Source organism: Mycobacterium sp. URHB0021 (assembly GCF_054057895.1).
In genome coordinates this window covers 1,176,655-1,201,495 of record NZ_JBSRZT010000002.1, presented here as the reverse complement: position 1 = coordinate 1,201,495, position 24,841 = coordinate 1,176,655, and the positions used below count along the sequence as shown (strand labels likewise).

Sequence of the window (24,841 nt, the reverse complement as noted above, 5' to 3'; positions counted from 1 at the left end):
CAGGCGGGCGGTTTACAGCCCGGCCAGTGCCAGCAGGTGTTCGGTCTCGGGACCCTTCACCAGCGGCGCGGCGATTAGTGGGTCGGTGGGACCGGCGCCGAACGACGGACAGTCCTTGGCCAGCACGCATACTCCGCAGGCCGGCTTGCGGGCGTGGCACACGCGGCGGCCGTGGAAGATAACCCGATGGCTGAGCAACGTCCACTCCGGGCGCTCGATCAGCTCCCCCACCGCGTGTTCGACCTTCACCGGGTCCTCTTCGGCGGTCCAGCGCCAGCGCCGGACCAGCCGGCCGAAGTGGGTGTCGACAGTGATACCGGGGATGTCAAAGGCGTTTCCCAGGATCACGTTCGCGGTCTTGCGGCCGACGCCGGGCAGCGTCACCAGTTCGTCCATGTTCCTGGGGACCTGCCCGTCGAACCGCTCGACGAGTTCCTGACCAAGGCGCATCAGCGAATTGGCCTTGTTCCGGTAGAAACCGGTGGGCCGGACCATCTCCTCGAGTTCGGTGCGGTCCGCCGTCGCATAATCCACCGCGGTGCGGTACTTCTTGAACAGCGCCGGCGTGGTGAGGTTGACGCCCTTGTCGGTGCTCTGCGCGGACAGGATGGTCGCGACCGTCAACTCCAGCGGATTGGTGAAATCCAGCTCGCAATACACGTGCGGGAATGCCTGCGCCAGAGAGCGATTCATCCGCCGGGCGCGGCGGATCAGGCCCAGCCGGGTCTCATCGTCCCACTTGCGCGAAGACGCGCGCCGCGGCGTCTTGGCGGCGGCAGGCTCATCGGCTGAGGTCTCGCGCACAGTCACGACTCCCAGCGTACTGAGCGGGTCCGACGAGCCTGGTGCGGACCGGTGACAATTCGTAATCCCGCTGAGACCTTGGCCGTGTTTACTTCAGCCTTGTGTCGTGGTTGCTCGTAGCGTTTATACCGGGGTTGCTGATGCTGGCGACTTTCGGGCTCGAGCGAATCGAATCCGGCCTGCATCGCGACACTGTTTCGGCTACAGATGTCGCCACCTTCCTCGAGCAGGCACAGACCGACGACGTGAACACGCTGGTGCGGGATGGCATGGGCTTGGCACTGGACGGTCTGCATCAGCGGCTGCACGAACAGGAGCTGGCAACCGACACCCGGACTGCCGGCACCGTTGCCGCCGGTTTGCCGACGCGGCTATACCTCCATCAGCGGGTAAATCCTGAATTTCAGGAGACCCGGCATGCCAATCGTGTGTAGCGTGGGCTGGTCACGAAATGGCGTACCTCTAGACTGATCTCGTTAACCAATGCGAGATCAGCTACTCGCATGTCATATCACCGAACAGCTTAAGAGGGGCAACGTGGACGAGATCCTGGCCAGGGCCGGAATCTTCCAAGGAGTCGAGCCCAGCGCCGTATCCGCGCTGACGAAGCAGCTTCAACCCGTCGACTTCCCGCGTGGGCACACCGTGTTCGCCGAGGGTGAGCCGGGCGACCGGCTGTACATCATCGTTTCGGGCAAGGTCAAGATCGGTCGCCGGTCACCGGACGGCCGCGAGAATCTGCTCACCATCATGGGACCGTCGGACATGTTCGGCGAGCTGTCGATCTTCGACCCCGGACCGCGGACGTCGAGCGCCACCACCATCACCGAGGTGCGCGCCGTGTCCATGGACCGCGACGCACTGCGGGCGTGGATCTCCGATCGCCCCGAGATCGCCGAGCAATTGCTGCGGGTTCTGGCTCGCCGGCTGCGGCGCACGAACAACAACCTGGCCGACCTGATCTTCACCGACGTGCCCGGTCGGGTCGCCAAGCAATTGCTGCAACTGGCCCAGCGCTTCGGCACTCAAGAGGGCGGCGCCCTGCGCGTGACGCACGACCTGACGCAGGAGGAGATCGCCCAGTTGGTCGGGGCGTCACGCGAGACCGTCAACAAGGCGCTCGCCGACTTCGCCCACCGCGGCTGGATCCGCCTGGAGGGCAAGAGCGTGTTGATCTCCGACAGCGAGAGATTGGCGCGGCGGGCCCGCTGACCCGCCCGCCACAGGTCAAGCGCGCAGGTAGTCCAGCTGCGCCTGCACGCTCCATTCGGCTGCGTCCCAAAGCTTTTCGTCGACATCGGTATAGACGTGCTCGACGACCTGCCGTGCGCTCGCCTCGTCACCCAGCGCGCGCAACGCCTCTCGCACCTGATCGAGTCGTTCTTCACGGTGCGCCAGGTACATGGTGCTGACGGCCGCCAGATCGCCGATGTCCGGACCGTGTCCGGGCAGAACGGTTCTGCTGCCGAGGCCTTGCAGGCGCCGCAGCGACTCCAGGTAGTCGCCGAGGCTGCCGTCCTCGTTGTCGATGACAGTGGTGCCCCGGCCGAGCACCGTGTCGGCGGTCAACACGGCGTCGTCGAGAACAAACGACACCGAGTCGGCGGTATGGCCGGGGGTCCTCATCACCGTGATTCGCAGCCCCGCGGCTTCGATGACCTCCCCGTCGACCAGCGGACCGCCGAGGCCGCGCAGAAAGCCGCTGCCGATGCTGCGGACCACCGCGCCGGTGAGGTCGACGATCTTGTGGATGGCCCCGGTGTGGTCGTCGTGTCTATGGCTGATGAGTACGAGCGGGATCTTGCCGAGTTCCGCGATGCGAGCGATGTGCTCGTCATCGTCGGGGCCCGGGTCGACGATGACCATCTCGTCGCTGCCGGGGCCGCGCATCACCCAGGTATTCGTGCCCTCCAGCGTCATCAACCCGGGGTTGTCACACAGCAGCACCGACGCGGTCTCGGTGACCGGACGCAGCAGCCCGTAGGCCGGGTGCTCGATCGTCACGCCACCTCGGCCCGATCGTCGCTCACGCGACCTCGACAATGAGTTCGACCTCCACCGGTGCGTCCAGCGGCAGTTCGGACACCCCGACCGCCGAGCGCGCATGCGCGCCGGCATCGCCGAACACGTCGCCGAGGAACTGCGAGGCCCCGTTGACCACACCCGGCTGGCCATTGAACCCGGGCGCCGAGGCGACGAAACCGACGACCTTGACCACTCGCGTCACCGCATCGATACCGACCAACGAGTTCACCGCCGCGAGCGCGTTGAGAGCGCACATCCGCGCCAGCGCCTTGCCCTGCTCGGGACTGACCTGCCCACCGACCTTGCCGGTCTGCGCCAGACCGCCCGACTGCATCGGCAATTGACCCGAGGTGTAGACCAGGTTGCCCGTTCGCACCGCGGGCACATAGGCGGCTACCGGCGGCACCACCGGGGGCAGCTCGATGCCGAGTTCGGCCAAGCGCTCAGACCAAGTCGACCCGGTCACTTGGGTCGCTTCAGGTAGGCGACGTGCTGCTCGCCGGTCGGGCCGGGAAGCACCGACACCAGCTCCCAGCCGTCCTCGCCCCACTGGTCGAGGATCTGTTTCGTGGCATGCGTCAGAAGTGGCACGGTGGCGTACTCCCAGCGGGTCGGTTCGCTCATATCGCTGAGCTTATCGGGCGGCACCGTGGCCTTGGCTAGCATGCAGGGGTGGCTACCTCAGCGAACAGCGGTAGACCGGTCGGCTGGCCGTCTCGCCTGACCAAGGCGCGTCTGCACTTCGTCACCGGCAAGGGCGGTACGGGCAAGTCGACGATCGCGGCCTCGCTGGCGCTGGCCCTGGCCGCGGGCGGCCGCAAGGTGCTGTTGGTGGAAGTGGAAGGGCGCCAAGGCATTGCCCAGTTGTTCGACGTGCCACCCTTGCCGTATCAGGAGCTCAAGATCGCCACCGCGGACGGCGGCGGTCATGTCAATGCGCTGGCGATCGACACCGAGGCGGCATTCCTCGAGTATCTCGACATGTTCTACAACCTCGGCCTGGCCGGCCGCGCCATGCGCCGCATCGGCGCCGTCGAGTTCGCGACGACGATCGCACCCGGTCTGCGCGATGTGCTGCTGACCGGCAAGATCCGCGAGATCGTGACCAGGGCCGAGAAGGGCAAGCAGCCGGTCTACGACGCCATCGTGGTGGACGCCCCGCCGACGGGCCGCATCGCCCGGTTCCTCGACGTCACTGCGGCGGTGTCGGAGTTGGCCAAGGGGGGCCCGGTGCATTCGCAGGCCGAAAGCGTGGTCAAGGTGTTGCACTCCGACCTCACCGCCATCCACCTTGTCACCCTGCTGGAAGCGCTGCCCATCCAGGAGACGCTCGAAGCGATCGAGGAACTGCGGGGACTGAACCTGCCCATCGGCAGCGTCATCGTCAACCGCAACATCCCGGCCTATCTGCCCGCCGACGACCTCGCCAAGGCGGCAGAAGGCGACATCGACGCCGACGCCGTGCGCGCGGGCCTGGAAAGCGCCGGAATCACCTTGTCCGACAGTGACTTTGCCGGCCTGCTTACTGAGACCATCCAGCACGCGACGCGCATCAAGGCGCGTACCGAAAGCGCCGAGCAGCTCGAGGAACTCGACGTGGCGCGGCTGGAGTTGCCGCAGATACCCGACGGAGTCGACCTCGGCAGCCTGTACGAGCTCGCCGAAGCGCTTGCCCACCAGGGCGTCCGATGAGCGAGCGATTTGGACCAACCAGGAGAAGTCGATGAGTACCGCACCGACCGCCCTCGACATGGGCGCGCTGCTGCGTGACACCTCCAACCGCGTGCTGGTGTGCTGCGGCGCAGGCGGGGTCGGCAAGACCACCACCGCGGCCGCGATGGCTTTGCGCGCAGCCGAATACGGCCGCAAGGTGGTAGTTCTCACCATCGACCCGGCGAAGCGGCTGGCGCAGGCGCTTGGTATCAAGGATCTGGGCAACACGCCGCAACGGGTTCCGCTCGCACCCGAGGTTCCCGGCGAACTGCACGCGATGATGCTCGATATGCGCCGGACGTTCGACGAGATGGTCATCCAGTATTCCGGGCGCGAACGGGGCGAAGCGATTCTGGACAACCAGTTCTATCAGACCGTGGCAACGTCGTTGGCGGGCACGCAGGAGTACATGGCGATGGAGAAGCTGGGACAGCTTCTTGCAGAAGACAAGTGGGACCTGATCGTCGTCGATACCCCACCGTCGCGTAACGCGCTGGACTTCCTGGACGCGCCGAAGCGGTTGGGCAGCTTCATGGACAGCCGGCTGTGGCGGCTGCTGCTGGCGCCCGGTCGCGGAATCGGGCGCCTGGTGACCGGCGCGGTGGGTTTGGCAATGAAGGCGCTGTCCACCGTGCTGGGTTCGCAAATGCTTTCCGATGCAGCCGGTTTCGTCCAAATGCTGGATACGACCTTCGGCGGGTTCCGGGAAAAGGCGGACCGAACCTATGAGCTGCTGAAGCGCCGCGGCACGCAATTCGTGGTGGTCTCGGCCGCTGAGCCGGACGCGCTGCGCGAGGCGTCTTTCTTCATCGACCGCCTCTCGGAGGAACGCATGCCGCTTTCCGGGCTGATCCTCAACCGGACCCACCCAACGCTGTGCCATCTGGCGGCGGAGAAGGCGGCGGCGGCCGCCGAGGACCTCGGCAAGGATGATGCCGACGCGCTGGCCACCGCGGTGCTGCGGATCCACGCGGACCGGTCGACGACGGCGAAGCGCGAGGTGCGACTGCTATCGCGGTTCACCGGCGCGAATCCGCATGTGGCGATCGTCGGGGTGCCGTCGCTGCCGTTCGACGTGGCCGATTTGGAGGCGTTGAGGGCCATCGCCGACCAGATCACCGGGGAGACTTCAGCGGCCTGAGCCGCAAATGGAGCGGGCCGGTTAAACGGCGCTGCGATGTTTGCGCTGGGCGGCGAAGAACTCGGCCCAGGAAACCACCTCGGGGTGCTGCTTGAGCAATGCGCGGCGTTGGCGTTCGGTCATTCCGCCCCACACGCCGAATTCCACCCGGTTGTCGAGGGCGTCGGCCCCGCATTCGAGGATCACCGGACAATGCCGGCAGATGACGGCCGCTTTGCGCTGGGCGGCGCCGCGAACGAACAATTCGTCGGGATCCGCTTGGCGGCAACGGGCTTGGGACACCCACGCGATGCGCGCCTCGGCTTCGGCGCCGTGGACCAAACTGTGAGCTGAGGTGGTGCTAGTCGTCCTGCGCGCAGCGGGCCTTGTTCCTGACACCAGCGATCCCTTCGTTCCAGCCGCGCCGCTTTCTCCAGCGACGGCGTAGCCCTCCGGTGTAGAACGCTGATGCGATCTACGCCACATTGCGAGGGTCTAATGTGACCTGCATCGCACTGTGTGCCCAACTTAGGTGGTCAGGGGCGTTCTGCGCAACAGTTACGTGGGCACTTTTTTGGGACGACCGTGCCGTCATTCGGCAAAATTGACGCTCGCGCAGGTCCGGGGGTTCGTGGAAGGAGCTATTTAGCCGCGATAGGGATGCTGACCGGCGACGTCGCTAGTCTGTACACCATGTCTGAGCGCCCGCCGACCGCCGTGACGGTCATCAAGCTTGCGTGGTGCTGCTTGCTGGCCAGCGTGGTCGTCGCAGGGCTGATGTTTCCCGTGGTAGGTGGCTTCGGCCTGATGTCCAACCGGGCCTCCGACGTGGTCGCCAACGGGTCGGCCCAGCTGGTCGAGGGCGAGGTGCCGCAGGTGTCGACGATGGTCGACGCCAAGGGCAACATCATCGCCTGGTTGTATTCGCAGCGCCGGTTCGAGGTGCCCAGCGAGCAGATCGCCAACACCATGAAGCTCGCGATCGTCTCGATCGAGGACAAACGGTTTGCCGAACACAACGGCGTCGACTGGCAGGGCACCCTGACGGGTCTCTCCGGTTATCTGTCGGGAAACCTCGACACCCGCGGCGGTTCGACCATCGAGCAGCAGTACGTCAAGAACTACCAATTACTGGTGATCGCGCAAACCGACGCGGAGAAGCGCGCGGCGATCGAGACCACCCCCGCGCGCAAACTCCGGGAGATCCGGATGGCGCTCACCCTGGACAAGACGTTCACGAAACCGGAGATCCTGACCCGGTACCTGAACCTGGTTTCGTTCGGCAATGGCGCGTTCGGGGTCCAGGACGCTGCGCAGACCTACTTCGGCATCAACGCCTCGGATCTGAACTGGCAACAGGCGGCACTGCTGGCCGGCATGGTCCAGTCCACCAGCACGCTGAACCCGTACACCAATCCCGACGGTGCGCTGGCCCGGCGCAATCTGGTGCTCGACACCATGATCGACAACGTCCCCGAACACGCCACCGAACTGCGGGCGGCCAAGCAACAGCCATTGGGGATCCTGCCGCAGCCCAACGAACTTCCGCGGGGCTGCATCGCGGCGGGCGACCGGGCCTTCTTCTGCGACTATGTGCTCGACTACCTGGCCCGCGCGGGAATCAGCAAGGAACAGGTCGCCAAGGGCGGATATCTCATCAAGACGACGCTGGATCCCGATGTGCAGATCCCGGTCAAGTCCTCGATCGACGGCATCGCCAGCCCGGACCTCGACGGCGTCGCGAGCGTGATGAGCGTGATCCGACCCGGCAAGCAGTCACACGCCGTGGTGGCGATGGCCAGTAACCGGACCTACGGGCTCAATATCGATGCCGGCGAGACGATGCAGCCGCAGCCGTTCTCACTGGTCGGTGACGGAGCGGGGTCCATCTTCAAGGTCTTCACCACGGCCGCTGCGCTCGACATGGGCATGGGCATCAACGCCACCCTCGACGCCCCCTCCCGCTTCGAGGCCAAGGGCCTTGGCAGCGGCGGCGCGAAGGGCTGTCCCCCGGCGACTTGGTGTGTGCAGAACGACGGCAACTATCGAGGCCAGTTGAGCGTCACCGACGCCCTGGCGACGTCGCCGAACACCGCGTTCGCCAAGCTGATCTCGCAGGTCGGTGTTCAGCGCACCGTCGACATGGCGGTCAAACTGGGTTTGCGCTCGTATGCGCTGCCCGGCACTGCCCGCGATTACGACCCGGAGAGCAACGAGAGCCTGGCCGACTTCGTCAAGCGCCAGAACCTCGGCTCGTTCACGCTGGGTCCGATCGAGGTCAATCCCCTCGAGCTGTCGAACGTCGCCGCGACGCTGGCGTCCGGTGGCGTGTGGTGTCCGCCCAACCCGATCGACAAGGTCGTCGACCGCACCGGAAAGGACGTCTCCGTCACCACCGAGACCTGCGAACAGGTGGTGCCCGAGGGGCTGGCGAACACCCTGGCCAACGCACTGAGTAAGGACGATCAGAGCGGCACCGCCGCGGGCTCGGCCGGGGCCGCGGGGTGGAGTCTGCCGGTGTCGGGCAAGACCGGCACCACCGAAGCGCACCGATCTTCCGGATTCCTGGGATTCACCAGCGCCTACGCCGCGGCCAACTACATCTACGACGATTCGACGACACCGTCGGACCTGTGCTCGTTCCCCTTGCGCCAGTGCGGCTCGGGCGACCTCTACGGCGGCAACGAGCCGGCCCGCACGTGGTTCACCGCCATGAAGCAGTACACGCCGGACAACGTGGCGCTGCCGCCCACCGATCCGCGCTACGTCGACGGGGCGCCCGGCTCGAAGGTGCCCAGCGTCGCCGGTCTGAACCAGGACACCGCGCGCCAGCGCCTCAGGGAAGCCGGCTTCCAGGTCGCCGACCAGGCCAACCCTGTCAACAGCGCGTCCTCGTACGGCACGGTGGTCGGGACCTCGCCGAACGGCCAGACGGTGCCGGGCTCAATCATCACGATCCAGATTTCCAATGGCATCCCGCCGGCACCGCCACCACCGCCGGTGGGCCTGCCGCCGGGAATTCCGGGGTTCCCCCCGCAAGTGGGATCGACGGTTGTCGAGATCCCCGGTCTGCCGCCGATCACCGTGCCGGTGCTCGGGCCGCCGCCGCCCCCACCACCGCCGCCGCCGTAATCCGGCGGGGATTGCGCTGTGCGGTTGACCCCGCCCACCTGTGACACTCGGTGGGCGCGCGCCAAGGGCAGTATTCTGCGTGCATGTCCGCCCCTTCGACGTTCCTGAAGAACACCGCCGTGATCGCCGCTGGTTCGGCCGTAGCCGGCATCGGCTATGCGTCGATCATCGAACGCAATGCGTTCGTGGTGCGTGAAGTGACGATGCCGGTGCTCTCACCGGGTTCGTCGCCGCTGAAGGTGTTGCACATCAGCGATATTCACATGCGTCCCAAGCAGCGACGCAAGCAGGCCTGGCTGCGCGACCTGGCCCGCTGGGAACCCGATCTGGTGGTGAACACCGGCGACAACCTCGCCCACCCCAAGGCGGTGCCCGCGGTCGTGCAGACGCTGGGTGACCTGCTGTCGGTGCCGGGTGTGTTTGTGTTCGGCAGCAACGACTACTTCGGGCCGAAGATGAAGAACCCGGCCAACTACCTGACGAATCCTGGGCATCGCGTGCACGGGGAGCCGCTGCCATGGCAGGACCTGCGCGCAGCGTTCACCGAGCGTGGCTGGCTGGATGTGACGCACACCCGTCGCGAGTTGGACGTCGCCGGCCTGCGGATCGCCGTGGCGGGGGTTGATGACCCGCATCTGTCCCGCGACCGCTACGACACCATCGTCGGCCGGGCCAGCGCCGCCGCGAACCTCACGCTGGGCCTGACCCATTCGCCGGAGCCCCGCGTGCTGGATCGATTCGCCGCCGACGGCTACCAACTCGTGATGGCCGGTCACACCCACGGCGGGCAGCTGTGTCTGCCGTTCTACGGCGCCCTTGTCACCAATTGCGATCTGGACCGGTCGCGGGCCAAGGGCGCCTCACAATGGGGCGCGCACACCCAGCTGCACGTTTCGGCCGGCGTCGGCACGTCGCCGTTCTACCCGATCCGGTTCTGCTGCCGCCCTGAGGCTACGCTCCTGACACTGGTCGCTGCGCCGATCGGGGGGCACGACGCCGGCAACCGAGCCGGTCAGTCCCACCGGACAGTGTCGGCGCGCTAGATGCCCGGCCTGTCCGTGTGGTGAGCGAGGTGGAGGCACTGACGGCATCGGCAAGCCGCGGCCAGCCCCGCTCGTGGGTCGACAAGGCGGTCGGACTGATCGAGGCCGACGCCCGCCGCAGCGCCGACACGCATCTGCTGCGGTATCCGCTGCCGCTGGCGTGGTGCGACGGGGTAGACGTACAGCTCTACCTCAAAGACGAGACCACGCATATCACCGGCAGCCTCAAGCACCGGCTGGCGCGCTCGTTGTTCCTCTACGCGCTGTGCAACGGCTGGATCAACGAGAACACCACCGTCATCGAGGCGTCCTCCGGCTCGACCGCGGTCTCGGAGGCGTATTTCGCGGCGATGCTGGGCCTGCGGTTCATCGCGGTGATGCCGTCATCGACCAGCACGGCCAAGATCTCCCTCATCGAAGCACAAGGCGGCCGTTGTCATTTCGTGGCGGATTCGACGCAGGTTTACGCGGCGGCCGAGCGCCTGGCGGCCGAGACCGGCGGGCATTACCTCGATCAGTTCACCAACGCCGAACGGGCGACCGACTGGCGGGGGAACAACAACATCGCCGAGTCGATCTACGAGCAGATGCGGGACGAGGAGCACCCGATCCCCGAGTGGATCGTGGTCGGGGCGGGCACCGGCGGCACCAGCGCCACGATCGGCCGCTTCATCCGGTATCGCCGCCACGCCACCCGGTTGTGCGTCGTCGACCCGGAAAACAGTGCGTTCTTCCCGGCCTATGCACAGGGCCGCCGCGACGTCGTCACCAATATGTCGTCGCGGATCGAAGGGATCGGCAGGCCGCGGGTGGAACCGTCGTTCCTACCCGACGTGGTGGATCGGATGGTCGCGGTGCCCGACGCAGCCTCCGTGGCCGCGGCACGCCACCGCGGTACTGGGCCGAAAGGTGGGTCCCTCCACGGGGACGAATCTGTGGGGCGCGTTCGGCCTACTGGCAGAGATGATCACTAACAGGCGCAGCGGGTCGGTGGTGACCCTGCTCGCCGACAGTGGCGACCGCTACGCGGACACCTACTTCTGCGATGAGTGGCTGAACAGCCACCGATTGGACCCATCCGGCTTCTCGGATGCCCTCGTCGAATTCGAACGATCGGGGAGCTGGCCCTGATCGTCGGATCCGCCGCTCAACGGCCCGTCAGAGGTCAAGAACAGCCACAACGCAGCCATGGCGAAGAAACCTAGGTAGATCGACGCTCCCAACCCGGTCATGTCGCGCCTCGCTTCGTCGTTTACTCGGCAACTGCCGCTAGTGTGCATAACGCCACCGACAACCCACATCCATCCCCGGGCGTGTCGTGATCTAGGTCGCTGAGCAGATGCCCGAGTGACCCCTGGTTACCGCGATTTCTGCATCACGGTCGTTGCCGGCACCGAACCACAGCCCTCGTGCAGAAATCGTGGGGAAAGCCGTTTGGCTTCACACGTGTCGTTTGCGATACGCTGTCGTGGCTTCACGCGGGGTGTGGCGCAGCTTGGTAGCGCGCTTCGTTCGGGACGAAGAGGTCGTGGGTTCGAATCCCGCCACCCCGACTCGCGTCATCGCAGGTCAAGGGCTCTGACTGGTTCACCGGTCGGAGCCCTCTTCCGTCCCGGTCTGCAACCGGTCTGCGACGACTGAGTTGACGGCGGTTTCCGACGTTCTACCCACGACGGACTCAGAGCCGACGCCATAGGCCTGCCGGTGAACTCTCGCAGGCACGGCTCCGGACACAGCATCGCGGTCACACCATCGGACGCCGCTGCTGAGGTCGTCGATGACACCGCCGGATACGACTTCGGGCGGCCCTGTAGGTGCAGAACCTGCTCAGGAGGCCGGCATGATGTTGTGGTTGATGCAGAACATGTTGGTGGGGTCGTAAGTCTTCTTGATGCGTGCCAGGCGCTCGTAGCGTTCCCGGCCGTAGATTGCGGCGGCGTCGGCCGCTTCCTCGGGGGCGAGGTTGTTCACCAGCCGCCGGTCGCTCTGCCACGGCTGCATGCCGTCGAGTAGCGCGGCGACCGACTCCTTGAGCCGCTGCTCCTGCGACAGCGGACCGACCTCGACGCCCAACAGGACATACGGCAGGCCCCTGGTCGCCACGGCGTTGGGCACCGCCGGCTCCCGGTCCCAGGCGCCGCCCAGGGCACGCAGTTCGGCGATCCAGATAGTGGTGTCGGAGTCCGGGCCGACGAGTTCGACCAGCCTGTCCTGCGCCTCGGCGGGAAATTCCCGCAGCATGATGCTGCGTTCGTAATACGGCGCGGGCTCGGTCGGCTCGCTGTGGATGGATGCGACATCGATGTAGGGCATGTCGGCCACGGTGTCCAGGAGTGCCGGCGCGACTGCCCGCAACGGGGCGATCATCCGTTGGCCGTCCTCGGTGGTGCCGGTGTAGGCGATCCGCAGCGACACGGTGAACACGCCGCGCAGCGGTGCGGGCACTTCAGGCAGCGGCGGGAGCCGCATGGCGGCGAAGGAGGAGCTCATCGTCTCCGGTGTGTGCGGGAGCCAGGCGGTCCAGGCGCGCAGCACGTCGGCCATCTGTTCTCCGGGGAAGTAGATGGCGCCGCCGTAGAGCCGAGACACCGGGAACAGATCGAATTCCAGCGCCGTGACCACCGCGAAGTTTCCCTTGCCGCCGCGCAGCGCCCAGAACAGTTCGGGGTCAGACTGCGCGTCGACATGGCGCAGTTCGCCGTCGGCGGTCACCACGTCGAGTGAGCGCACATGGTCGGCGGCGTAACCGTGGGCGCGGCCCAGGGTCGGGCTCAGACCGCCGCCCAGGGTGTAACCGGAGACTCCCACTTGGGGATTGGATCCGTTCAGCGGTGCCAGCCCCGCCTCGGCTGCCTTGGGGACGACGTCGGCCCATATCGCTCCGGCGCCGACTCTGGCCGTGCGGCCGGCAGCGTCGATGGTGACGTCATTCATCCGGCGGGTAGTGATCAGGACGGCATCGTGGGCCTTGCCGACCATTTGGTGGCCGGTGGTCTTGACCAGGACCGGCCGGTGCTGTCCCGCCGCGAAAGCAACCGCCGCCTGGACATCGGATGCGCTCTGCGCCACCACGATCACCGCGGGCACCAGCTCGTGGTTCAGGTTGAACACGGCGCGTTCGTCGTCGTATCCCGCGTCTCCCGGCAGCAGAACCGTACCCGCCACCGCCGTCACGAGGGTCGCGGCATCCTCCCGCTGCACCGGCGGCAGAGACGAAACATCGAAAGTCATGACGGACATCCTCTTTCTCGTGCGATAGGCGGGCAGGCCACATCGGGTAGGGCATCGCAGGCCCTCGTCGATGTGATACGTGCTCCCTCAATAGACGTTGCGGGCCGTGGGTGTTCATTCGTCGGCGGTGGGCCACTCACGGTCTGTTCGGTGGGGCCACTCACGAAGCCCTGGCCGTGAAGTTCTTTCGTGAACCGGCGTCGCGCTATGCGAGCCGGGCGAGGTCGGTCATCAGGTGGCTGACCGGGCTGAGCGTCGGGATTCGGCGTCCCTGGTCATCGTCGAGGTCGGCGGCGAGAACCGCCGAAGTACGCGACACCTTGATCACCCGGCCGGTAGCGAGATAGAGCGCCGCCGTACCGGCCCGCAGAATCGTCACGGTCATGCTCAGCGTCGGGCACGGGTGGCCGGTGACCAGCGAACCGCAGTGCGTCGCCGTCTGGTCCAGCATCTCTGCGATCGAACCGCCGCTGAGCACGGCGAAATTGAAGGCGCCGGAACCGGGTTGATACGACGCCTGCAGCCAATGCTCCTGGCGGGAACCGTCGAGGAACCGGGTGTTGACGCCGGCAGATTCGCCGGCAGGTGCGAGTTTCGTGCTCGATTCGTCGGTCACCGGTTTTGTCGCATTCGACGCCGCCGCCGGCGTAGCACGACTGAAGACGCTGAGAAGCAACCACTCTGGTCACCTGAAGATGGACTGCGCCTTGGTGAACAGCACTACCGAACTCAGCTCCATGACACCCACGATGAGCAACGGCCACACGGCGCCGGCGAGCGCACTCACGACCACCGGTCACCCAGTCGTCACCGACGGCATGGACAACGAGTGCGACCAGCATCCCGCCACCGAGGTAGATCGCCAGCATCATCTGGATGTTGAACACAGTCGCCGCTGTCTGTGAACTTTCCCTATCACGCTGGAACTAACGGTAAACGGTTTGACCGGCGGTGATGGCGGGAATCATCCGACAGTGACACTTCCTTCGACGACTGTCGAGCCGACGCTGCCCGGTGCCGTCGGCCCTCTCTCCGCTGCCATCGTGGACATCCTGGGGCAGGGCCGGCCAGCCTTGCACACCAGGCCGATTGACGTTCCGGTCAGCGAGGCTGATCCGTACGGCCTGGACCTCCAACTCGCCCTGTACGTCTGCTATGAACTGCATTACCGCGGTTTCCGCGGCGTCAATCCGCGGTGGGAGTGGAACCCCGCTCTGCTGCATGTGCGCGGTCGCGTCGAAGACGCGTTTCTGAGTGCCGTTCGTAATGATGTCGGCGAAATCACGCCGGACGACACCGCCGCCGATGAGATGGACGCGCTGTCGGTCGAGCCCCTCGTTGGAAAGGGTCCGTCCTACTACCTGCGTGACAGGGGCACCTGGGAGCAGATGCGCGAGTACTTCGTGCATCGCTCGCTGTATCACCTCAAAGAGGGCGACCCGCATGCCTGGGCTATTCCGCGACTGACCGGCCAGGCCAAGGCGTCGTTCGTGGCGGTCGAGTTCGACGAGTACGGCGGGGGCCGTGGACCCCGGGTGCATCAGCAGTTGTTCGCCGACCTGCTGGACGCCGCCGGCCTCGACAACCAGTACCTGGGTTATCTCAACACCGTGCCCGCGGATGCGCTGGCGGTGGTGAACCTGATGTCGCTCTTCGGCCTTCACCGCGAACTGCGCGGAGCCGCGGTCGGGCACTTCGCCTCGACCGAGATCACCTCGCCGCCCGGATCCCGGCGCCTGGTACAGGCACTCGAGCGGCTCGGGGCGCCGGGGCCGTGTATCGAGTTCTATCGCGAGCACGTCGAGGCCGACGCCGTGCACGAACAGGTCATGCGCACCGACGTGGTGGGCGATCTGCTGGTTCGGGAGTCGCATCTGGAACCGGATGTGGTCTTCGGCATCAGGGCGCGCGACGTCGTCGAAGACCGACTGGCCCACCACATGATGGACTGCTGGGCGGCAGGCCGGTCGTCGTTACGCCGAACGCCGGCCTGACGACCGGTTCCGCTTCCGGCACCGATGACTGGTGTCACACAAGGGATACGACTTGCTGCGCCGGCACATACAAATGGCCACCATGAAGCGATCCGACTCCACCACCCGGCCGTCGGGCGTCTCGATGCGGACCGGGCCCTGCACCATCACCGGGCCGGAGGGCACGATTCGCACCGTGCGCGGTTCGGTATCGCTCATCTCTTGTCCGCCCGAATGACGACGATGCGCTCGTCGCGCCGGCCCGGACGCAGGCGCCCCGTGCGTTCCAGCCAGTCAGCACGGGCCGACATCACGGGACCGAACGGAATCCACTGCTGGATAAGCACATCGGCGTCAAGGCCGACCGCGCACAATGCATGCAGCGACTGGTCGACGTCGGCGAACTCGGACTGCGCCAGCAACAGCGTTCCGCCGTCCTTGAGCAGGCCGGGAGCCGTCGCGCACAGCGGGTCGAGCACCAGCCTGCCATCACGTCCGGCGTTGACCGCCAGTTCCGGTACGTGCGCCGGAAATGACTCGGCCCCCACTCCGGGGTCGTGCGGCACGTAAGGTGGGTTACAGACGACGACATCGAATGGTCCGAATTCGATTGCTCGACACCATGATCCGACGTGGACATCCACTGACAATCCGGCGGCCCGCGCGTTCGCCCTTGCGCACTGCACTGCCTTCGGGCACATGTCGAAGGCGGTGACACTCGCCGCGCCCATCTCGGCCGCGCTGAGGGCCACCAGTCCGCTGCCGGTGCACAAATCGGCGATCCGGCGGCCGGGCGCCAGTTCGGTCTTGTCCAGGGCATCGATCAGCAGCTGCGTGTCTTGCTGGGGGGCGTAGACGCCTTCGATGGCGCCGAAGTCGCTAGATGCGGTGGTCACGTCGGCCTTTCACACGTCGTACTGGGCAGCGCGGCAGCACTGAAACAGCTAAATGCCCGGTCTCTACGGCTTTAAACCGCAACGTGTTAGCGGACAACATTTCGGCAGGGTCAGGCCGTCGGCTCCTCGCCGGTCTCGGCGACGTCGGGTGCATCCTCGCGAGTCGTCATACCGCCTTGGCGGTTCTCATCTTCCGGACCGGGTCGGCCGCCCTTCGGCTCGTCGGCGTCCTCGTCGTCGTAGATCCCTTTACCCCGCGGCATGGGGTATCAGCCTTTCCGCGGCGACGCGGTGCGCAGCTTGTCCAGCAATGAGCCGGCCGCCTCCTTGAGGAACAAGTCCTGCGTTTCGCCACCGACCTGAACCAGGGCGATGTCGGTGAAACCGGCCTCCCAATACTTGCCGACCGCGTTGACGATCTGATCGAGATCTGGGCCGCATGGGATCGACTCGGCGACGTCCTCGGGCCTGACGAACTGTGTCGCACCCTCGAAACCCGCCGTGGTCGGCAGGTCGGAGTTGACGGCCCATCCCCCTGCGAACCAGCGGAACTGGTCGTACGCGCGCTCGATGGCGGCTTCGCGGTCGGGATCCCAGCAGATGGGAATCTGCCCGATCACTCTCACGTCGCCCGGCAGGCCGGTGGCGCGGCGGGCATCGTGCCACGCGTCGACGAGGTCTTTGTCGGGTTGTACGGCGATCAGGTGATCGGCGAGCGGGGCGAACACGCCGACCGACCGGCTCCCGGACACCGCCGCGGCGATTGGCAGCGGGATCTCGGGGATGTCCCATAGCCGTGCGGAGTCGACCTCGAAATGTTCACCCTTCCAGTCGACGAGTTCGCCCGCGAGCAGTTCGCGGATGATCTGGATGGCTTCCTTGAGCATCTCGTGCCGCCGCGCGACCGTTGGCCAACGCTTTCCGACCACGTGCTCGTTCAGGTTCTCACCGCTGCCCAGTCCGAGTGTGAACCGGCCGTCGGCCAGGATCTGCAATGTGGCCGCCTTCTGCGCGACCACAGCGGGGTGATAGCGCATCGTGGGACATGTCACGTAGGTCATCAGCTCGACTTGTTCGGTGGCGTGGGCGACCGCGCCGAGTACCGACCACGCGTAGGGAGCGTGGCCCTGTGAGGACAGCCACGGGAAGTAGTGGTCGCTGGACACTTCGAAGTCGAAACCCACGCGTTCCGCCGAAACGGCATAACGGACAAGCTCTTTTGGTCCGCTCTGTTCGGTCATCAGGGTGTAGCCAAAACGCGTCATGGCTTCCGGATACCCCGGCGACTCATGGCGAAACGGCTACAACCGGTCCTTGACCGCCGCGGAAAGACGCGATCCGTCGGCCTTGCCCGCGGCTATCGCGGTTGCGGCCTTCATCACCTGACCCATCTGCCGCATTCCTGGTCGCTCGCCGATCTGCTCGGCCACTTGCGCGATCGCGGTGTCGACGACGTCGGCCAGTTCCGCCTCGGTGAGTGGGGTAGGCAGGTACTCGTCGATGATGCGCGCCTCGGCGTGCTCACTGGCCGCCAATTCGCCTCGCCCGTTCTGCGTGTAGATCTCGGCCGACTCGGCGCGCTTCTTCGCCTCCCTCGACAGCACCTTGAGCACATCACCGTCGGACAGTTCACGCGATTCCTTCCCGGCGACCTCCTCGGTCTGGATCGCCGCGAGCACCATCCGCAGGGTCGCGGTCCTCAGTTTGTCCTGCGACTTCATCGCGGTGGTCAGGTCTGCGCGCAGTCGGTCTTTGAGTTCCGCCATGCGCCAAACGCTACGCCGCGTCGGTTCAGGCGTCGGAGACGACGAAGCGAGCGTCGACCGCGGCCGACACCTCGATTTCCTCCGGCGCGAGCTCCACGTCGGGACCTGTCCCCGCCGATCCGGCCGCCCGCAGGAATGTCGCGGCGGGTCGGCCGACGAGATGGAGCTCGACGCCCAGCATTCCGGCGTCCGCGACCGCCACGGGACGCACACCGCTGACGCCGAGCGCGTCCGCGTACTGCTGCGCACGCGTGACGGCGTCGTGGACGGCCGCGGTCCGCACCTGCCGGAGTAGCTCGTCATGCCGTTGCGATGTCAGCGCCCACGCCACCTGAGACACCCGGAACCCTTCGGTGTTCACGACGTGCTCGCCCACCCAGCGGGACAGGACGCCGAAGTCGCGGAACTTCACCTCGACTCCCACGCTGGCGTGGTGTACGAGCGGTAGCTGCTTGCCATCGGAATTCCATGGCCGGTTCGACCAGGTCCGCAGCTGCTCGGCGGACCACCAGGTGACCGGTCCGTCCTCGCCGCCTGTCAGCGGGGAGATCGACGCCCGGACCGCTTCCAGGTCGCGGGCGACCCGGCCATAAACCGGCTCCATTGCCGGGCCCTCGTAGGCGATCGACGCGTGGACGGTGCCGCGTTCGGGCGCTTCGAACGCGCTGAACGATCCGCGCACCGTGATCTCAATCGGCATCCGGTCACGGTAACGCCACCGTGTTGCCCAGGTCGACGCGTGCGCCGGTCACGTTGTCAATTCGCTGACTGATCGACAGGATGGTGGCCATGAGCAACGACGCCGACGGGTCGGGTTGGACCGGCCCGCCGCCGCCGCACCAGCCGCCGGCGGGCTATCCGGCCTATCAGGCCGACCCGCAGCCCGCCTACCTGAGCTATCCCCCGCCCGGTTACCCGCCGCCACCGGGCTACGGCGCGCCGGGATACGGGCCGCCGCCCGGCTACGGACCGCCGCCCGGCTACGGACCGCCGCCCGGCTATCCGCCGGCGGGGTATCCACCGCCGTGGTATCCGCCGTCCGGGTACGGCTATCCGCCGGCGATTCCGCCGGCGCTGAAGCCGGGCGTCATTCCGTTACGACCCCTTGGTCTGGCTGACATCTTCAACGGTGCGGTCGCATACATCCGCGCCAATCCCAAAGCGACGCTGGGCCTGACGACCATCGTCGTGGTCGCCGCCCAGCTGGTCGGGCTGCTGCTGTCGACGGGCCCGCTGGCGTTCACCGGGCAGTTGGCGCCGACGCTCAGCGGCGGCGACGAACTGTCGACGGGGATGCTGCTCGGATCGTCGGCATCGAGCATCGCCGCGGCCATCGCCACGGGACTGTCCTCGATTTTGTTGAGCGGCATGTTGACAGTCGTCGTCGGCCGGTCCGTATTCGGCTCCGGCATCACCATCGGTGAAGCGTGGCAGCGACTTCGCCCCCGGTTGTGGGCCTTGATCGGCTTTACGGTGCTCGAGGTGATCGGCGCGATCGTGCTGATCACCGTGGTCGTGGTGGCCATCGTCAGCGCGGCGTACGCGGTCAACGGAATCACAGCGGCGGTGATCGGTGTGCCGCTGGTGTTCGCATTGATCGCAGGTCTGATCTACCTCGGCACCATGCTGACCTTCGTACCGTCGGTCATCGTGTTGGAGCGGCTCGACATCGTCCCGGCAATCTCGCGGTCCTTCAAGCTGGTGAAGGCGGATTTCTGGCGGGTGTTCGGTATTCGGCTGCTCGGCTTGATCGTCGCCGAGGTGGTGGCCGGCGCGGTCGCCGTTCCGTTCACCTTCGGTGGCCAGATCCTGCTGATGTCAGCATCTTCGACCATCGCCGCACTCGTCGCGATCGTCGTACTCACCATCGGCAGCGCGATAAGCCAGATCATCACCGCGCCGTTTTCCGCCGGCGTCGTCGTGCTGCTCTACGCCGATCGCCGCATCCGATCCGAGGCCTTTGACCTGGTGCTGCAAACCGGGGCACAGTACGGGCCCGGCGCGCCGCCCGATTACATCGACAGCCTGTGGCTGACCCGCCAGACCTGACGTGCCGACCATAGACATCGACCGTGACGCCGCGCACGAGGCTGCCCGGCATGAACTCGCGAAACCCATCTACCCCAAGGCGTCGTTGACCGACCGCATCTTCGATTGGATCAATGAACTGATCTACAAGATCGTGGTCGAGGGTTCCAGCGTGCCCGGTGGGTGGTTCACGGTTTCCGTTCTGCTGATCCTGTTGGCGGTCGCGGTCGTGATCGCCGTCCGGATCGCGCGCCGCACGATGCGCACCAAACGCGGGGACAGGTACGCGTTGTTCGGCGACCATGTGCGAAGTGCCGCCGAACATCGGGCCACCGCCGAACAATTCGCGACGGGTGGCAATTGGACTGCGGCGATCCGCCATCGACTCAGAGCGGTGGCACGCCAGCTCGAAGAGAACGCGGTGCTGGATCCCGTGCCCGGGCGGACCGCCACCGAACTCGCGCGCGATGCCGGCCGCGCCGTGCCGGATCTCTCGACCGAATTGCTGCGGGCTGCAGATGCGTTCAACGACGTCACCTACGGTGAAGTGCCAGGAACCGAAATCGATTACCGGATGATCGCCGATCTCGACGACCATCTCCGGTTCCGGACTCCTGCGGGCGTCGACGAGTCCACAGCCGCGGCACCGTCGGAGGGCTGGGCGGAAGTACGATGACCGCGGTCGCCCCAACCCTGGGACAGCGGTGGCAGGGCACCCGGTGGGTGCTGCTCGCGCTCGTCGTCATCGCCGCAATCGCAACGCTGAGCGCCTATCTGACCGCGCCGCGGCCAGGCGGACGGATGGATCCCGCGTCCACCTCACCGGACGGTACGCACGCGCTCGTCGCGCTGCTGGGTGAACAGGGCGTGGACGTCGTCACGGCCGACGACATCGCCGCGGTGGAACGTGCGGCGCGGCCCGACACCCTCATCGTGGTCGCGCAGACGTTCCACCTGATCGACGAGGGTCTGCTGGGTCGGTTGGCCGCCCTCCCCGGCGACCGGCTGCTGGTCGAACCGCTGTCGCGCACGCGAGATCAGCTCGCTCCACGGATCCGCCTGGCCGGGGGCACGTCTTTCGGCGGCGCCGAACCCGACTGCGACCTGAGGGAGGCGCAGCGCGCCGGAGAAGTTCAGTTCGGCCTCAGCGACACCTACGAGGCCGTCCACGGAGCGCCGTTGACGCGCTGTTACGAGGGCGCCCTGGTGCGCTACACCGACGCCGGGCGAACCGTGACGGTGGTCGGAAGCGGAGATTTCCTCACGAACTCCGGCCTCCTCAAGCAGGGCAACGCCGCGCTCGCGATGAATCTGACGGGCAACCGCCCCCGGGTCATCTGGTATGCCCCTCAGCACAGCGAGGGCGAAACCACCGGCGGGGCAACGATCATGAACCTCGTTCCCGAACAGGTATCCTGGATCGTCCTGCAGTTGTGCCTCGGCGTGCTGGCCCTGGCGCTGTGGAAAGGCCGCCGCCTCGGGCCGCTGGTCGCCGAGCAGCTGCCGGTCGTCGTTCGGGCGTCGGAGACGGTCGAAGGCCGCGGCCGGCTCTACCGATCGCGGCGGGCCCGTGACCGCGCTGCCGAGGCGCTGCGCACCGCCACCCTACAGCGTATGCTGCCCCGGCTCGGCCTCGGCCACAGTGCTGCCGAGCCCGCGGTGGTACAGGCCATCGCCGATCGCTGTGGAACTTCCCCACAGGCGGTGGGACACACGCTGTTCGGTCCAACGCCGGATAGCGACCCGGACCTGGTCAAGCTCGCCAACGAACTCGACAACATCGAAAGGCAGGTCGCACAATCGTGACTCAGCCAACCGGAACAGACACCGGCGCTCCTCAGACAGCGTCATCGGATCACGCGCGAAATGCGTTGCTGGCCTTGCGCGGTGAGATCGGCAAAGCCGTGGTCGGGCAGGACGCGGTGGTCAGTGGTCTGGTCATCGCGCTCCTCTGCCGCGGCCACGTGTTGCTCGAAGGGGTTCCCGGTGTCGCCAAGACGTTGCTCGTGCGCACCTTGGCGGCCGCCCTGCAACTCGAGTTCAAACGAGTCCAATTCACTCCCGACCTGATGCCGGGCGACGTTACCGGCTCACTCGTCTACGACGCTCGCACAGCCGAGTTCGAGTTTCGCTCCGGACCGGTCTTCACCAACCTGCTGCTGGCAGACGAGATCAACCGGACGCCTCCCAAGACCCAGGCCGCCCTGTTGGAGGCGATGGAAGAACGCCAGGTCAGCGTCGAGGGCGAACCGCGCCCGCTACCCGACCCGTTCATCGTCGCGGCCACCCAGAATCCGGTCGAGTACGAGGGCACCTACCAACTGCCGGAGGCGCAGCTCGACCGGTTCCTGCTCAAACTCAACGTGCCGTTGCCGCCGCGGCATCAGGAGATCGCGATCCTGGACAGACACGCCAGGGGCTTCGACCCTCGCGACCTGTCGGCCGTGCGGCCGGTCGCCGGATCCGCCGAGCTGGCTGCCGGCCGCGAGGCGGTGCGGCAGGTGCTGGTCAGTGACGAAGTGCTTGGATACATCGTCGACATCGCCGGAGCGACAAGGCATTCGCCCTCTCTGCAGCTCGGCGTGTCACCGCGAGGCGCGACCGCCCTGCTGGCCACCGCACGGTCGTGGGCGTGGCTGTCCGGTCGCAACTACGTCACCCCCGACGATGTCAAGGCGATGGCCCGCCCCACTCTGCGGCACCGGGTGGCCCTGCGGCCCGAAGCCGAACTCGAGGGCGCCACTCCCGACGGTGTGCTCGACGGCATCCTCGCCGCAGTACCGGTGCCACGGTAGTGATCCTCACCGGCCGTACCGGGCTGGTGGCGTTGATCTGTGTACTTCCGATCGCGCTGTCGCCATGGCCTGCAACCGTTTTCGTGCTGTTGTTGGCGGCGTTGACGTCCGCCGTGGCCGTGGACGTCTCGCTGGCCGCGAGCACCAGGCGGCTGCAGTGCTCCCGGTCCGGGGAGACCGCCGCACGCCTGGGCCAGCCCGTCGACGCCGTTCTGGTGATCGAGAATCCGGCGGGGCGACGGCGCTTTCGAGGTCAGATCCGGGATGCCTGGGCGCCGAGCGCCCGGGCGGAGCCCCGCGTTCATCCGGTGAGTCTCGATGCCGGCCAACGCGTTCGCCTGGTCACCCGGCTGCGGCCGGTCCGCCGCGGCGATCAGCGCTCGGCACTCGTGACCGCCCGGTCGATCGGGCCGCTGGGGCTCGCCGGACGTCAGGGCTCGCATCGGGTGCCCTGGCAGATCAGGATCCTGCCGCCCTTCCTGTCACGCAAGCACCTCCCGTCGCGGCTGGCCAAGCTGCGTGAGCTCGAGGGCACGACCCCGGTTCTGATCCGGGGGCAGGGCACCGAATTCGATTCGCTGCGCGAATATGTCATCGGCGACGACGTCCGCTCGATCGACTGGCGCGCGTCCGCACGGCGCGCAGACGTGGTGGTGCGGACGTGGCGCCCGGAACGGGATCGCCGCGTGGTCATCGTGCTCGACACCGGCCGCACGTCGGCCGGTCGTGTCGGGGTGGATCCCACCGCCGGAGATCCCGGCGGATGGCCCCGGCTGGATTGGTCCATGGACGCCGCACTGCTGTTGGCCGCCCTGGCGGCGCGGGCCGGGGACCACGTCGACTTCCTGGCCCACGACAGGGTCACCCGGGCCGGTGTGTACAACGCGACGCGCACCGAACTGCTCGCGCAGTTGGTGGCGGCGATGGCGCCGTTGCAACCTGCGCTGGTCGAATCCGACGCGCGCGCGATGGTGGCCGCGGTGCAGCGGCGCACCCGGCGGCGTGCGCTGGTGGTGCTGTTGACCGATTTGAACGCATCGGCCCTGGACGAGGGATTGATGTCGGTGCTGCCGCAGTTGTCGGCCAAGCATCAGGTGCTGCTCGCGGCCGTGGCCGACCCCCGCGTCGACAGGCTCGCCGCGGGCCGGGCGGATGCAGCACAGGTCTACGACGCCGCGGCAGCGGAGCGCGCCCGCAATGACCGGCGGGCGATCGCGTCGCGGCTGCGACACGCGGGAGTGGACGTGGTGGACGCCCCGCCCGACGATCTGGCGCCGGCGCTCGCCGACCGCTATCTGGCGATGAAGGCGACCGGCCGGCTCTAACCCGTCGGCACGACGTCGGGTGCGTCCTCGATGTCGCCCGTCTCCCCCGCTCGTGCGGCCTTGCGACCGAAGTGGAATACGTAAGCGAGGAATGCCGTCTCGGCCGCGACACCGATACCTATTCGGGCGACGGTCGGCAACGTCGACGGTGTCACCAGAGCTTCGATCAGCCCGGCCACCGCCAGGACGACGACCATTCCCGCGGCCACCGCGATCACCGCCCTGCCCTGTTCGGCGAGCACCTGGCCGCGGGGCCGGTTGCCGGGGGCGATGACCGACCATCCCAGCCGCATCCCGGCCGCGGCGGCAAGGAACACCGCGGTGAGCTCGAGCAGTCCGTGCGGCGTGAGCAGGCCGAGCAGGACATCGGCCTTGCCCGCGTCGAACATCAGGCCGGCGATCACGCCGAGATTCGCGGCGTTCTGAAAGAGTATGTAGGGGATGGGTATTCCGAGCAGGATCGCGAACCCGATGCACTGCCAGGCCACCCAGAAGTTGTTCACCCACACCTGTAGCGCGAACGACCCGGCCGGATTGTCGCTGTAATACGAGGCGAAATCGGTGTTGACCAATTCGTCTATCTCACTTGGGGTCCCGATGGTGGCCCGCACTTCGGGGTTGCCCGACACCCAAAGGCCGATCACCGCCGTGACGGCGAAGAAAACCACCGCGGTACCCAGCCACCAGCGCCACGACCGGTAGGCGACCACCGGGAACGACACCGTCCAGAACCGGGTGAACTCGCGCCACAGCGGCGCGTGCGCGCCGGTGACCGCGGACCGGGCCCGAGCCACCAGACCCGACAGGCGGCCGATCAGCACCGAGTCGGTGGACGCACTCCGCACCATCGACAGGTGGGTGGAGACCCGCTGGTAGAGATCGAGCAGTTCGTCGACCTCAGCGCCGGAGAGCTGCCGACGCCGCTTGACCAGCGACTCCAACCGGTCCCATGTCGCCCGATGCGCCAGCACGAACGCGTCGACATCCACC

The 24,841-nt window shown here is 66.9% G+C and carries 26 protein-coding genes, 1 tRNA gene and 1 pseudogene; 14 read left to right on the top strand and 14 right to left on the bottom strand.

The window, feature by feature from the left end; all coding sequences use genetic code 11:
- Window positions 1-12: 12 nt before the first annotated feature.
- On the bottom strand, window positions 13-693 hold the full coding sequence (gene nth, locus ACVWWN_RS08115; RefSeq protein WP_457149048.1) for an endonuclease III: 681 nt from the start codon (window positions 691-693) through the stop codon (window positions 13-15).
- A gap of 251 nt (window positions 694-944) precedes the next feature.
- On the opposite strand from nth, the gene ACVWWN_RS08110 reads away from it, so the two are divergent.
- Together ACVWWN_RS08110 and crp are read left to right on the top strand one after the other, a co-directional pair.
- Entirely contained in the window at window positions 945-1,238 is a 294-nt protein-coding gene (locus ACVWWN_RS08110) for a hypothetical protein (protein WP_457149047.1), read from the top strand.
- A gap of 103 nt (window positions 1,239-1,341) precedes the next feature.
- On the top strand, window positions 1,342-2,016 hold the full coding sequence (crp, locus tag ACVWWN_RS08105; protein ID WP_457143430.1) for a cAMP-activated global transcriptional regulator CRP: 675 nt from the start codon (window positions 1,342-1,344) through the stop codon (window positions 2,014-2,016).
- A gap of 15 nt (window positions 2,017-2,031) precedes the next feature.
- Here the strand turns inward: crp and ACVWWN_RS08100 are convergent, their stop codons facing one another.
- From ACVWWN_RS08100 to ACVWWN_RS08090, 3 genes are read right to left on the bottom strand one after another with little or no spacing between them, the layout of a single operon-like run.
- Window positions 2,032-2,808: an MBL fold metallo-hydrolase gene (locus ACVWWN_RS08100; RefSeq protein ID WP_457143429.1), complete on the bottom strand. Its 777-nt coding sequence runs from the start codon at window positions 2,806-2,808 to the stop codon at window positions 2,032-2,034.
- Window positions 2,809-2,830: 22 nt separating this feature from the next.
- Window positions 2,831-3,295, bottom strand: a complete 465-nt coding sequence (locus ACVWWN_RS08095) for a RidA family protein (protein WP_457143428.1) — start codon at window positions 3,293-3,295, stop codon at window positions 2,831-2,833.
- Window positions 3,292-3,453 (bottom strand): DUF4177 domain-containing protein, encoded by a 162-nt coding sequence (locus ACVWWN_RS08090; RefSeq protein ID WP_014817956.1) that lies wholly within the window; start codon window positions 3,451-3,453, stop codon window positions 3,292-3,294. The genes ACVWWN_RS08095 and ACVWWN_RS08090 overlap by 4 nt, the downstream gene beginning before the upstream one ends.
- A 48-nt stretch (window positions 3,454-3,501) precedes the next feature.
- Between ACVWWN_RS08090 and ACVWWN_RS08085 the strand changes: the two genes are divergently transcribed.
- Window positions 3,502-4,521, top strand: coding sequence for an ArsA family ATPase (locus tag ACVWWN_RS08085; protein WP_457143427.1), 1,020 nt, complete (start codon window positions 3,502-3,504; stop codon window positions 4,519-4,521).
- Between the two features lie 31 nt (window positions 4,522-4,552).
- Entirely contained in the window at window positions 4,553-5,683 is a 1,131-nt protein-coding gene (locus ACVWWN_RS08080; protein ID WP_457143426.1) for an ArsA family ATPase, read from the top strand.
- 21 nt (window positions 5,684-5,704) lie between these two features.
- Here ACVWWN_RS08080 and ACVWWN_RS08075 read toward each other — a convergent pair whose 3' ends face one another.
- Entirely contained in the window at window positions 5,705-6,061 is a 357-nt protein-coding gene (locus tag ACVWWN_RS08075; RefSeq protein ID WP_457143425.1) for a WhiB family transcriptional regulator, read from the bottom strand.
- Window positions 6,062-6,355: 294 nt separating this feature from the next.
- On the opposite strand from ACVWWN_RS08075, the gene ponA2 reads away from it, so the two are divergent.
- The 4 genes and pseudogenes from ponA2 to ACVWWN_RS08055 all read left to right on the top strand — a co-directional run bounded on the left by ponA2 (window position 6,356) and on the right by ACVWWN_RS08055 (window position 11,390).
- Window positions 6,356-8,794, top strand: coding sequence for a transglycosylase/D,D-transpeptidase PonA2 (ponA2, locus tag ACVWWN_RS08070; RefSeq protein ID WP_457143424.1), 2,439 nt, complete (start codon window positions 6,356-6,358; stop codon window positions 8,792-8,794).
- An 83-nt stretch (window positions 8,795-8,877) separates the two neighbouring features.
- Window positions 8,878-9,837 carry a metallophosphoesterase gene (locus ACVWWN_RS08065; protein WP_457143423.1) on the top strand — a complete coding sequence of 320 codons (960 nt, stop codon included), beginning with the start codon at window positions 8,878-8,880 and terminating at the stop codon, window positions 9,835-9,837.
- Between the two features lie 38 nt (window positions 9,838-9,875).
- A pseudogene (gene cds1, locus ACVWWN_RS08060) lies at window positions 9,876-10,968 on the top strand (L-cysteine desulfhydrase Cds1).
- 348 nt (window positions 10,969-11,316) lie between these two features.
- Window positions 11,317-11,390: transfer RNA gene (locus ACVWWN_RS08055), tRNA-Pro, on the top strand.
- A 274-nt stretch (window positions 11,391-11,664) separates the two neighbouring features.
- Here ACVWWN_RS08055 and ACVWWN_RS08050 read toward each other — a convergent pair.
- Window positions 11,665-13,068, bottom strand: a complete 1,404-nt coding sequence (locus tag ACVWWN_RS08050) for an FAD-binding oxidoreductase (protein ID WP_457143422.1) — start codon at window positions 13,066-13,068, stop codon at window positions 11,665-11,667.
- A 205-nt stretch (window positions 13,069-13,273) separates the two neighbouring features.
- The gene (locus tag ACVWWN_RS08045; protein WP_457143421.1) at window positions 13,274-13,684 is read right to left on the bottom strand and encodes a PaaI family thioesterase; all 411 of its coding nucleotides are present in this window, start codon (window positions 13,682-13,684) and stop codon (window positions 13,274-13,276) included.
- A 358-nt stretch (window positions 13,685-14,042) separates the two neighbouring features.
- Between ACVWWN_RS08045 and ACVWWN_RS08040 the strand changes: the two genes are divergently transcribed.
- On the top strand, window positions 14,043-15,062 hold the full coding sequence (locus ACVWWN_RS08040; protein WP_457143420.1) for an iron-containing redox enzyme family protein: 1,020 nt from the start codon (window positions 14,043-14,045) through the stop codon (window positions 15,060-15,062).
- Here the strand turns inward: ACVWWN_RS08040 and ACVWWN_RS08035 are convergent.
- The 6 genes from ACVWWN_RS08035 to ACVWWN_RS08010 form a co-directional block, all read right to left on the bottom strand.
- Window positions 15,042-15,260, bottom strand: coding sequence for a CDGSH iron-sulfur domain-containing protein (locus ACVWWN_RS08035; protein ID WP_457143419.1), 219 nt, complete (start codon window positions 15,258-15,260; stop codon window positions 15,042-15,044). The two genes, ACVWWN_RS08040 and ACVWWN_RS08035, sit on opposite strands and share 21 nt — an antisense overlap.
- The gene (locus ACVWWN_RS08030) at window positions 15,257-15,937 is read right to left on the bottom strand and encodes a HemK2/MTQ2 family protein methyltransferase (RefSeq protein WP_457143418.1); all 681 of its coding nucleotides are present in this window, start codon (window positions 15,935-15,937) and stop codon (window positions 15,257-15,259) included. Before ACVWWN_RS08030 ends, ACVWWN_RS08035 begins: the two co-directional genes overlap by 4 nt.
- A 110-nt stretch (window positions 15,938-16,047) precedes the next feature.
- A complete protein-coding gene (locus ACVWWN_RS08025; RefSeq protein WP_457143417.1) occupies window positions 16,048-16,200 on the bottom strand; it encodes a hypothetical protein in 153 nt (50 codons plus the stop codon).
- Between the two features lie 6 nt (window positions 16,201-16,206).
- Complete coding sequence (locus ACVWWN_RS08020; RefSeq protein ID WP_457143416.1) at window positions 16,207-17,202, bottom strand: LLM class F420-dependent oxidoreductase; 996 nt, start codon at window positions 17,200-17,202, stop codon at window positions 16,207-16,209.
- A 36-nt stretch (window positions 17,203-17,238) separates the two neighbouring features.
- Entirely contained in the window at window positions 17,239-17,703 is a 465-nt protein-coding gene (locus ACVWWN_RS08015) for a GatB/YqeY domain-containing protein (protein WP_457143415.1), read from the bottom strand.
- Between the two features lie 25 nt (window positions 17,704-17,728).
- A complete protein-coding gene (locus ACVWWN_RS08010) occupies window positions 17,729-18,403 on the bottom strand; it encodes an SIMPL domain-containing protein (protein WP_457143414.1) in 675 nt (224 codons plus the stop codon).
- 89 nt (window positions 18,404-18,492) lie between these two features.
- On the opposite strand from ACVWWN_RS08010, the gene ACVWWN_RS08005 reads away from it, so the two are divergent.
- Genes ACVWWN_RS08005 through ACVWWN_RS07985 form a run of 5 tightly spaced genes read left to right on the top strand, consistent with a single transcriptional unit; the run spans window position 18,493 to window position 23,851 of the window.
- Complete coding sequence (locus ACVWWN_RS08005; RefSeq protein WP_457143413.1) at window positions 18,493-19,752, top strand: hypothetical protein; 1,260 nt, start codon at window positions 18,493-18,495, stop codon at window positions 19,750-19,752.
- Window position 19,753: 1 nt separating this feature from the next.
- Window positions 19,754-20,407: a DUF4129 domain-containing protein gene (locus ACVWWN_RS08000; RefSeq protein ID WP_457143412.1), complete on the top strand. Its 654-nt coding sequence runs from the start codon at window positions 19,754-19,756 to the stop codon at window positions 20,405-20,407.
- A complete protein-coding gene (locus tag ACVWWN_RS07995; RefSeq protein WP_457143411.1) occupies window positions 20,404-21,537 on the top strand; it encodes a DUF4350 domain-containing protein in 1,134 nt (377 codons plus the stop codon). The genes ACVWWN_RS08000 and ACVWWN_RS07995 overlap by 4 nt, the downstream gene beginning before the upstream one ends.
- Entirely contained in the window at window positions 21,531-22,526 is a 996-nt protein-coding gene (locus ACVWWN_RS07990; protein ID WP_457149046.1) for an AAA family ATPase, read from the top strand. The genes ACVWWN_RS07995 and ACVWWN_RS07990 overlap by 7 nt, the downstream gene beginning before the upstream one ends.
- Complete coding sequence (locus ACVWWN_RS07985; RefSeq protein ID WP_457143410.1) at window positions 22,526-23,851, top strand: DUF58 domain-containing protein; 1,326 nt, start codon at window positions 22,526-22,528, stop codon at window positions 23,849-23,851. The genes ACVWWN_RS07990 and ACVWWN_RS07985 overlap by 1 nt, the downstream gene beginning before the upstream one ends.
- Here the strand turns inward: ACVWWN_RS07985 and ACVWWN_RS07980 are convergent.
- Window positions 23,848-24,840 carry a stage II sporulation protein M gene (locus ACVWWN_RS07980; RefSeq protein WP_457143409.1) on the bottom strand — a complete coding sequence of 331 codons (993 nt, stop codon included), beginning with the start codon at window positions 24,838-24,840 and terminating at the stop codon, window positions 23,848-23,850. The genes ACVWWN_RS07985 and ACVWWN_RS07980 overlap by 4 nt on opposite strands.
- Between the last annotated feature and the right edge of the window lies 1 nt (window position 24,841).

Bases quoted from the DNA above. Each gene is read 5' to 3' on its own strand.
- nth (WP_457149048.1), bottom strand. From the start codon at position 693: ATGAATCGCTCTCTGGCGCAGGCATTCCCGCACGTGTATTGCGAGCTG.
- ACVWWN_RS08110 (WP_457149047.1), top strand. From the start codon at position 945: ATGCTGGCGACTTTCGGGCTCGAGCGAATCGAATCCGGCCTGCATCGC.
- ACVWWN_RS08090 (WP_014817956.1), bottom strand. From the start codon at position 3,453: ATGAGCGAACCGACCCGCTGGGAGTACGCCACCGTGCCACTTCTGACG.
- ACVWWN_RS08080 (WP_457143426.1), top strand. From the start codon at position 4,553: ATGAGTACCGCACCGACCGCCCTCGACATGGGCGCGCTGCTGCGTGAC.
- ponA2 (WP_457143424.1), top strand. From the start codon at position 6,356: ATGTCTGAGCGCCCGCCGACCGCCGTGACGGTCATCAAGCTTGCGTGG.
- ACVWWN_RS08065 (WP_457143423.1), top strand. From the start codon at position 8,878: ATGTCCGCCCCTTCGACGTTCCTGAAGAACACCGCCGTGATCGCCGCT.
- ACVWWN_RS08050 (WP_457143422.1), bottom strand. From the start codon at position 13,068: ATGACTTTCGATGTTTCGTCTCTGCCGCCGGTGCAGCGGGAGGATGCC.
- ACVWWN_RS08035 (WP_457143419.1), bottom strand. From the start codon at position 15,260: ATGAGCGATACCGAACCGCGCACGGTGCGAATCGTGCCCTCCGGCCCG.
- ACVWWN_RS08025 (WP_457143417.1), bottom strand. From the start codon at position 16,200: ATGCCGCGGGGTAAAGGGATCTACGACGACGAGGACGCCGACGAGCCG.
- ACVWWN_RS08020 (WP_457143416.1), bottom strand. From the start codon at position 17,202: ATGACGCGTTTTGGCTACACCCTGATGACCGAACAGAGCGGACCAAAA.
- ACVWWN_RS08015 (WP_457143415.1), bottom strand. From the start codon at position 17,703: ATGGCGGAACTCAAAGACCGACTGCGCGCAGACCTGACCACCGCGATG.
- ACVWWN_RS08010 (WP_457143414.1), bottom strand. From the start codon at position 18,403: ATGCCGATTGAGATCACGGTGCGCGGATCGTTCAGCGCGTTCGAAGCG.
- ACVWWN_RS08005 (WP_457143413.1), top strand. From the start codon at position 18,493: ATGAGCAACGACGCCGACGGGTCGGGTTGGACCGGCCCGCCGCCGCCG.
- ACVWWN_RS07995 (WP_457143411.1), top strand. From the start codon at position 20,404: ATGACCGCGGTCGCCCCAACCCTGGGACAGCGGTGGCAGGGCACCCGG.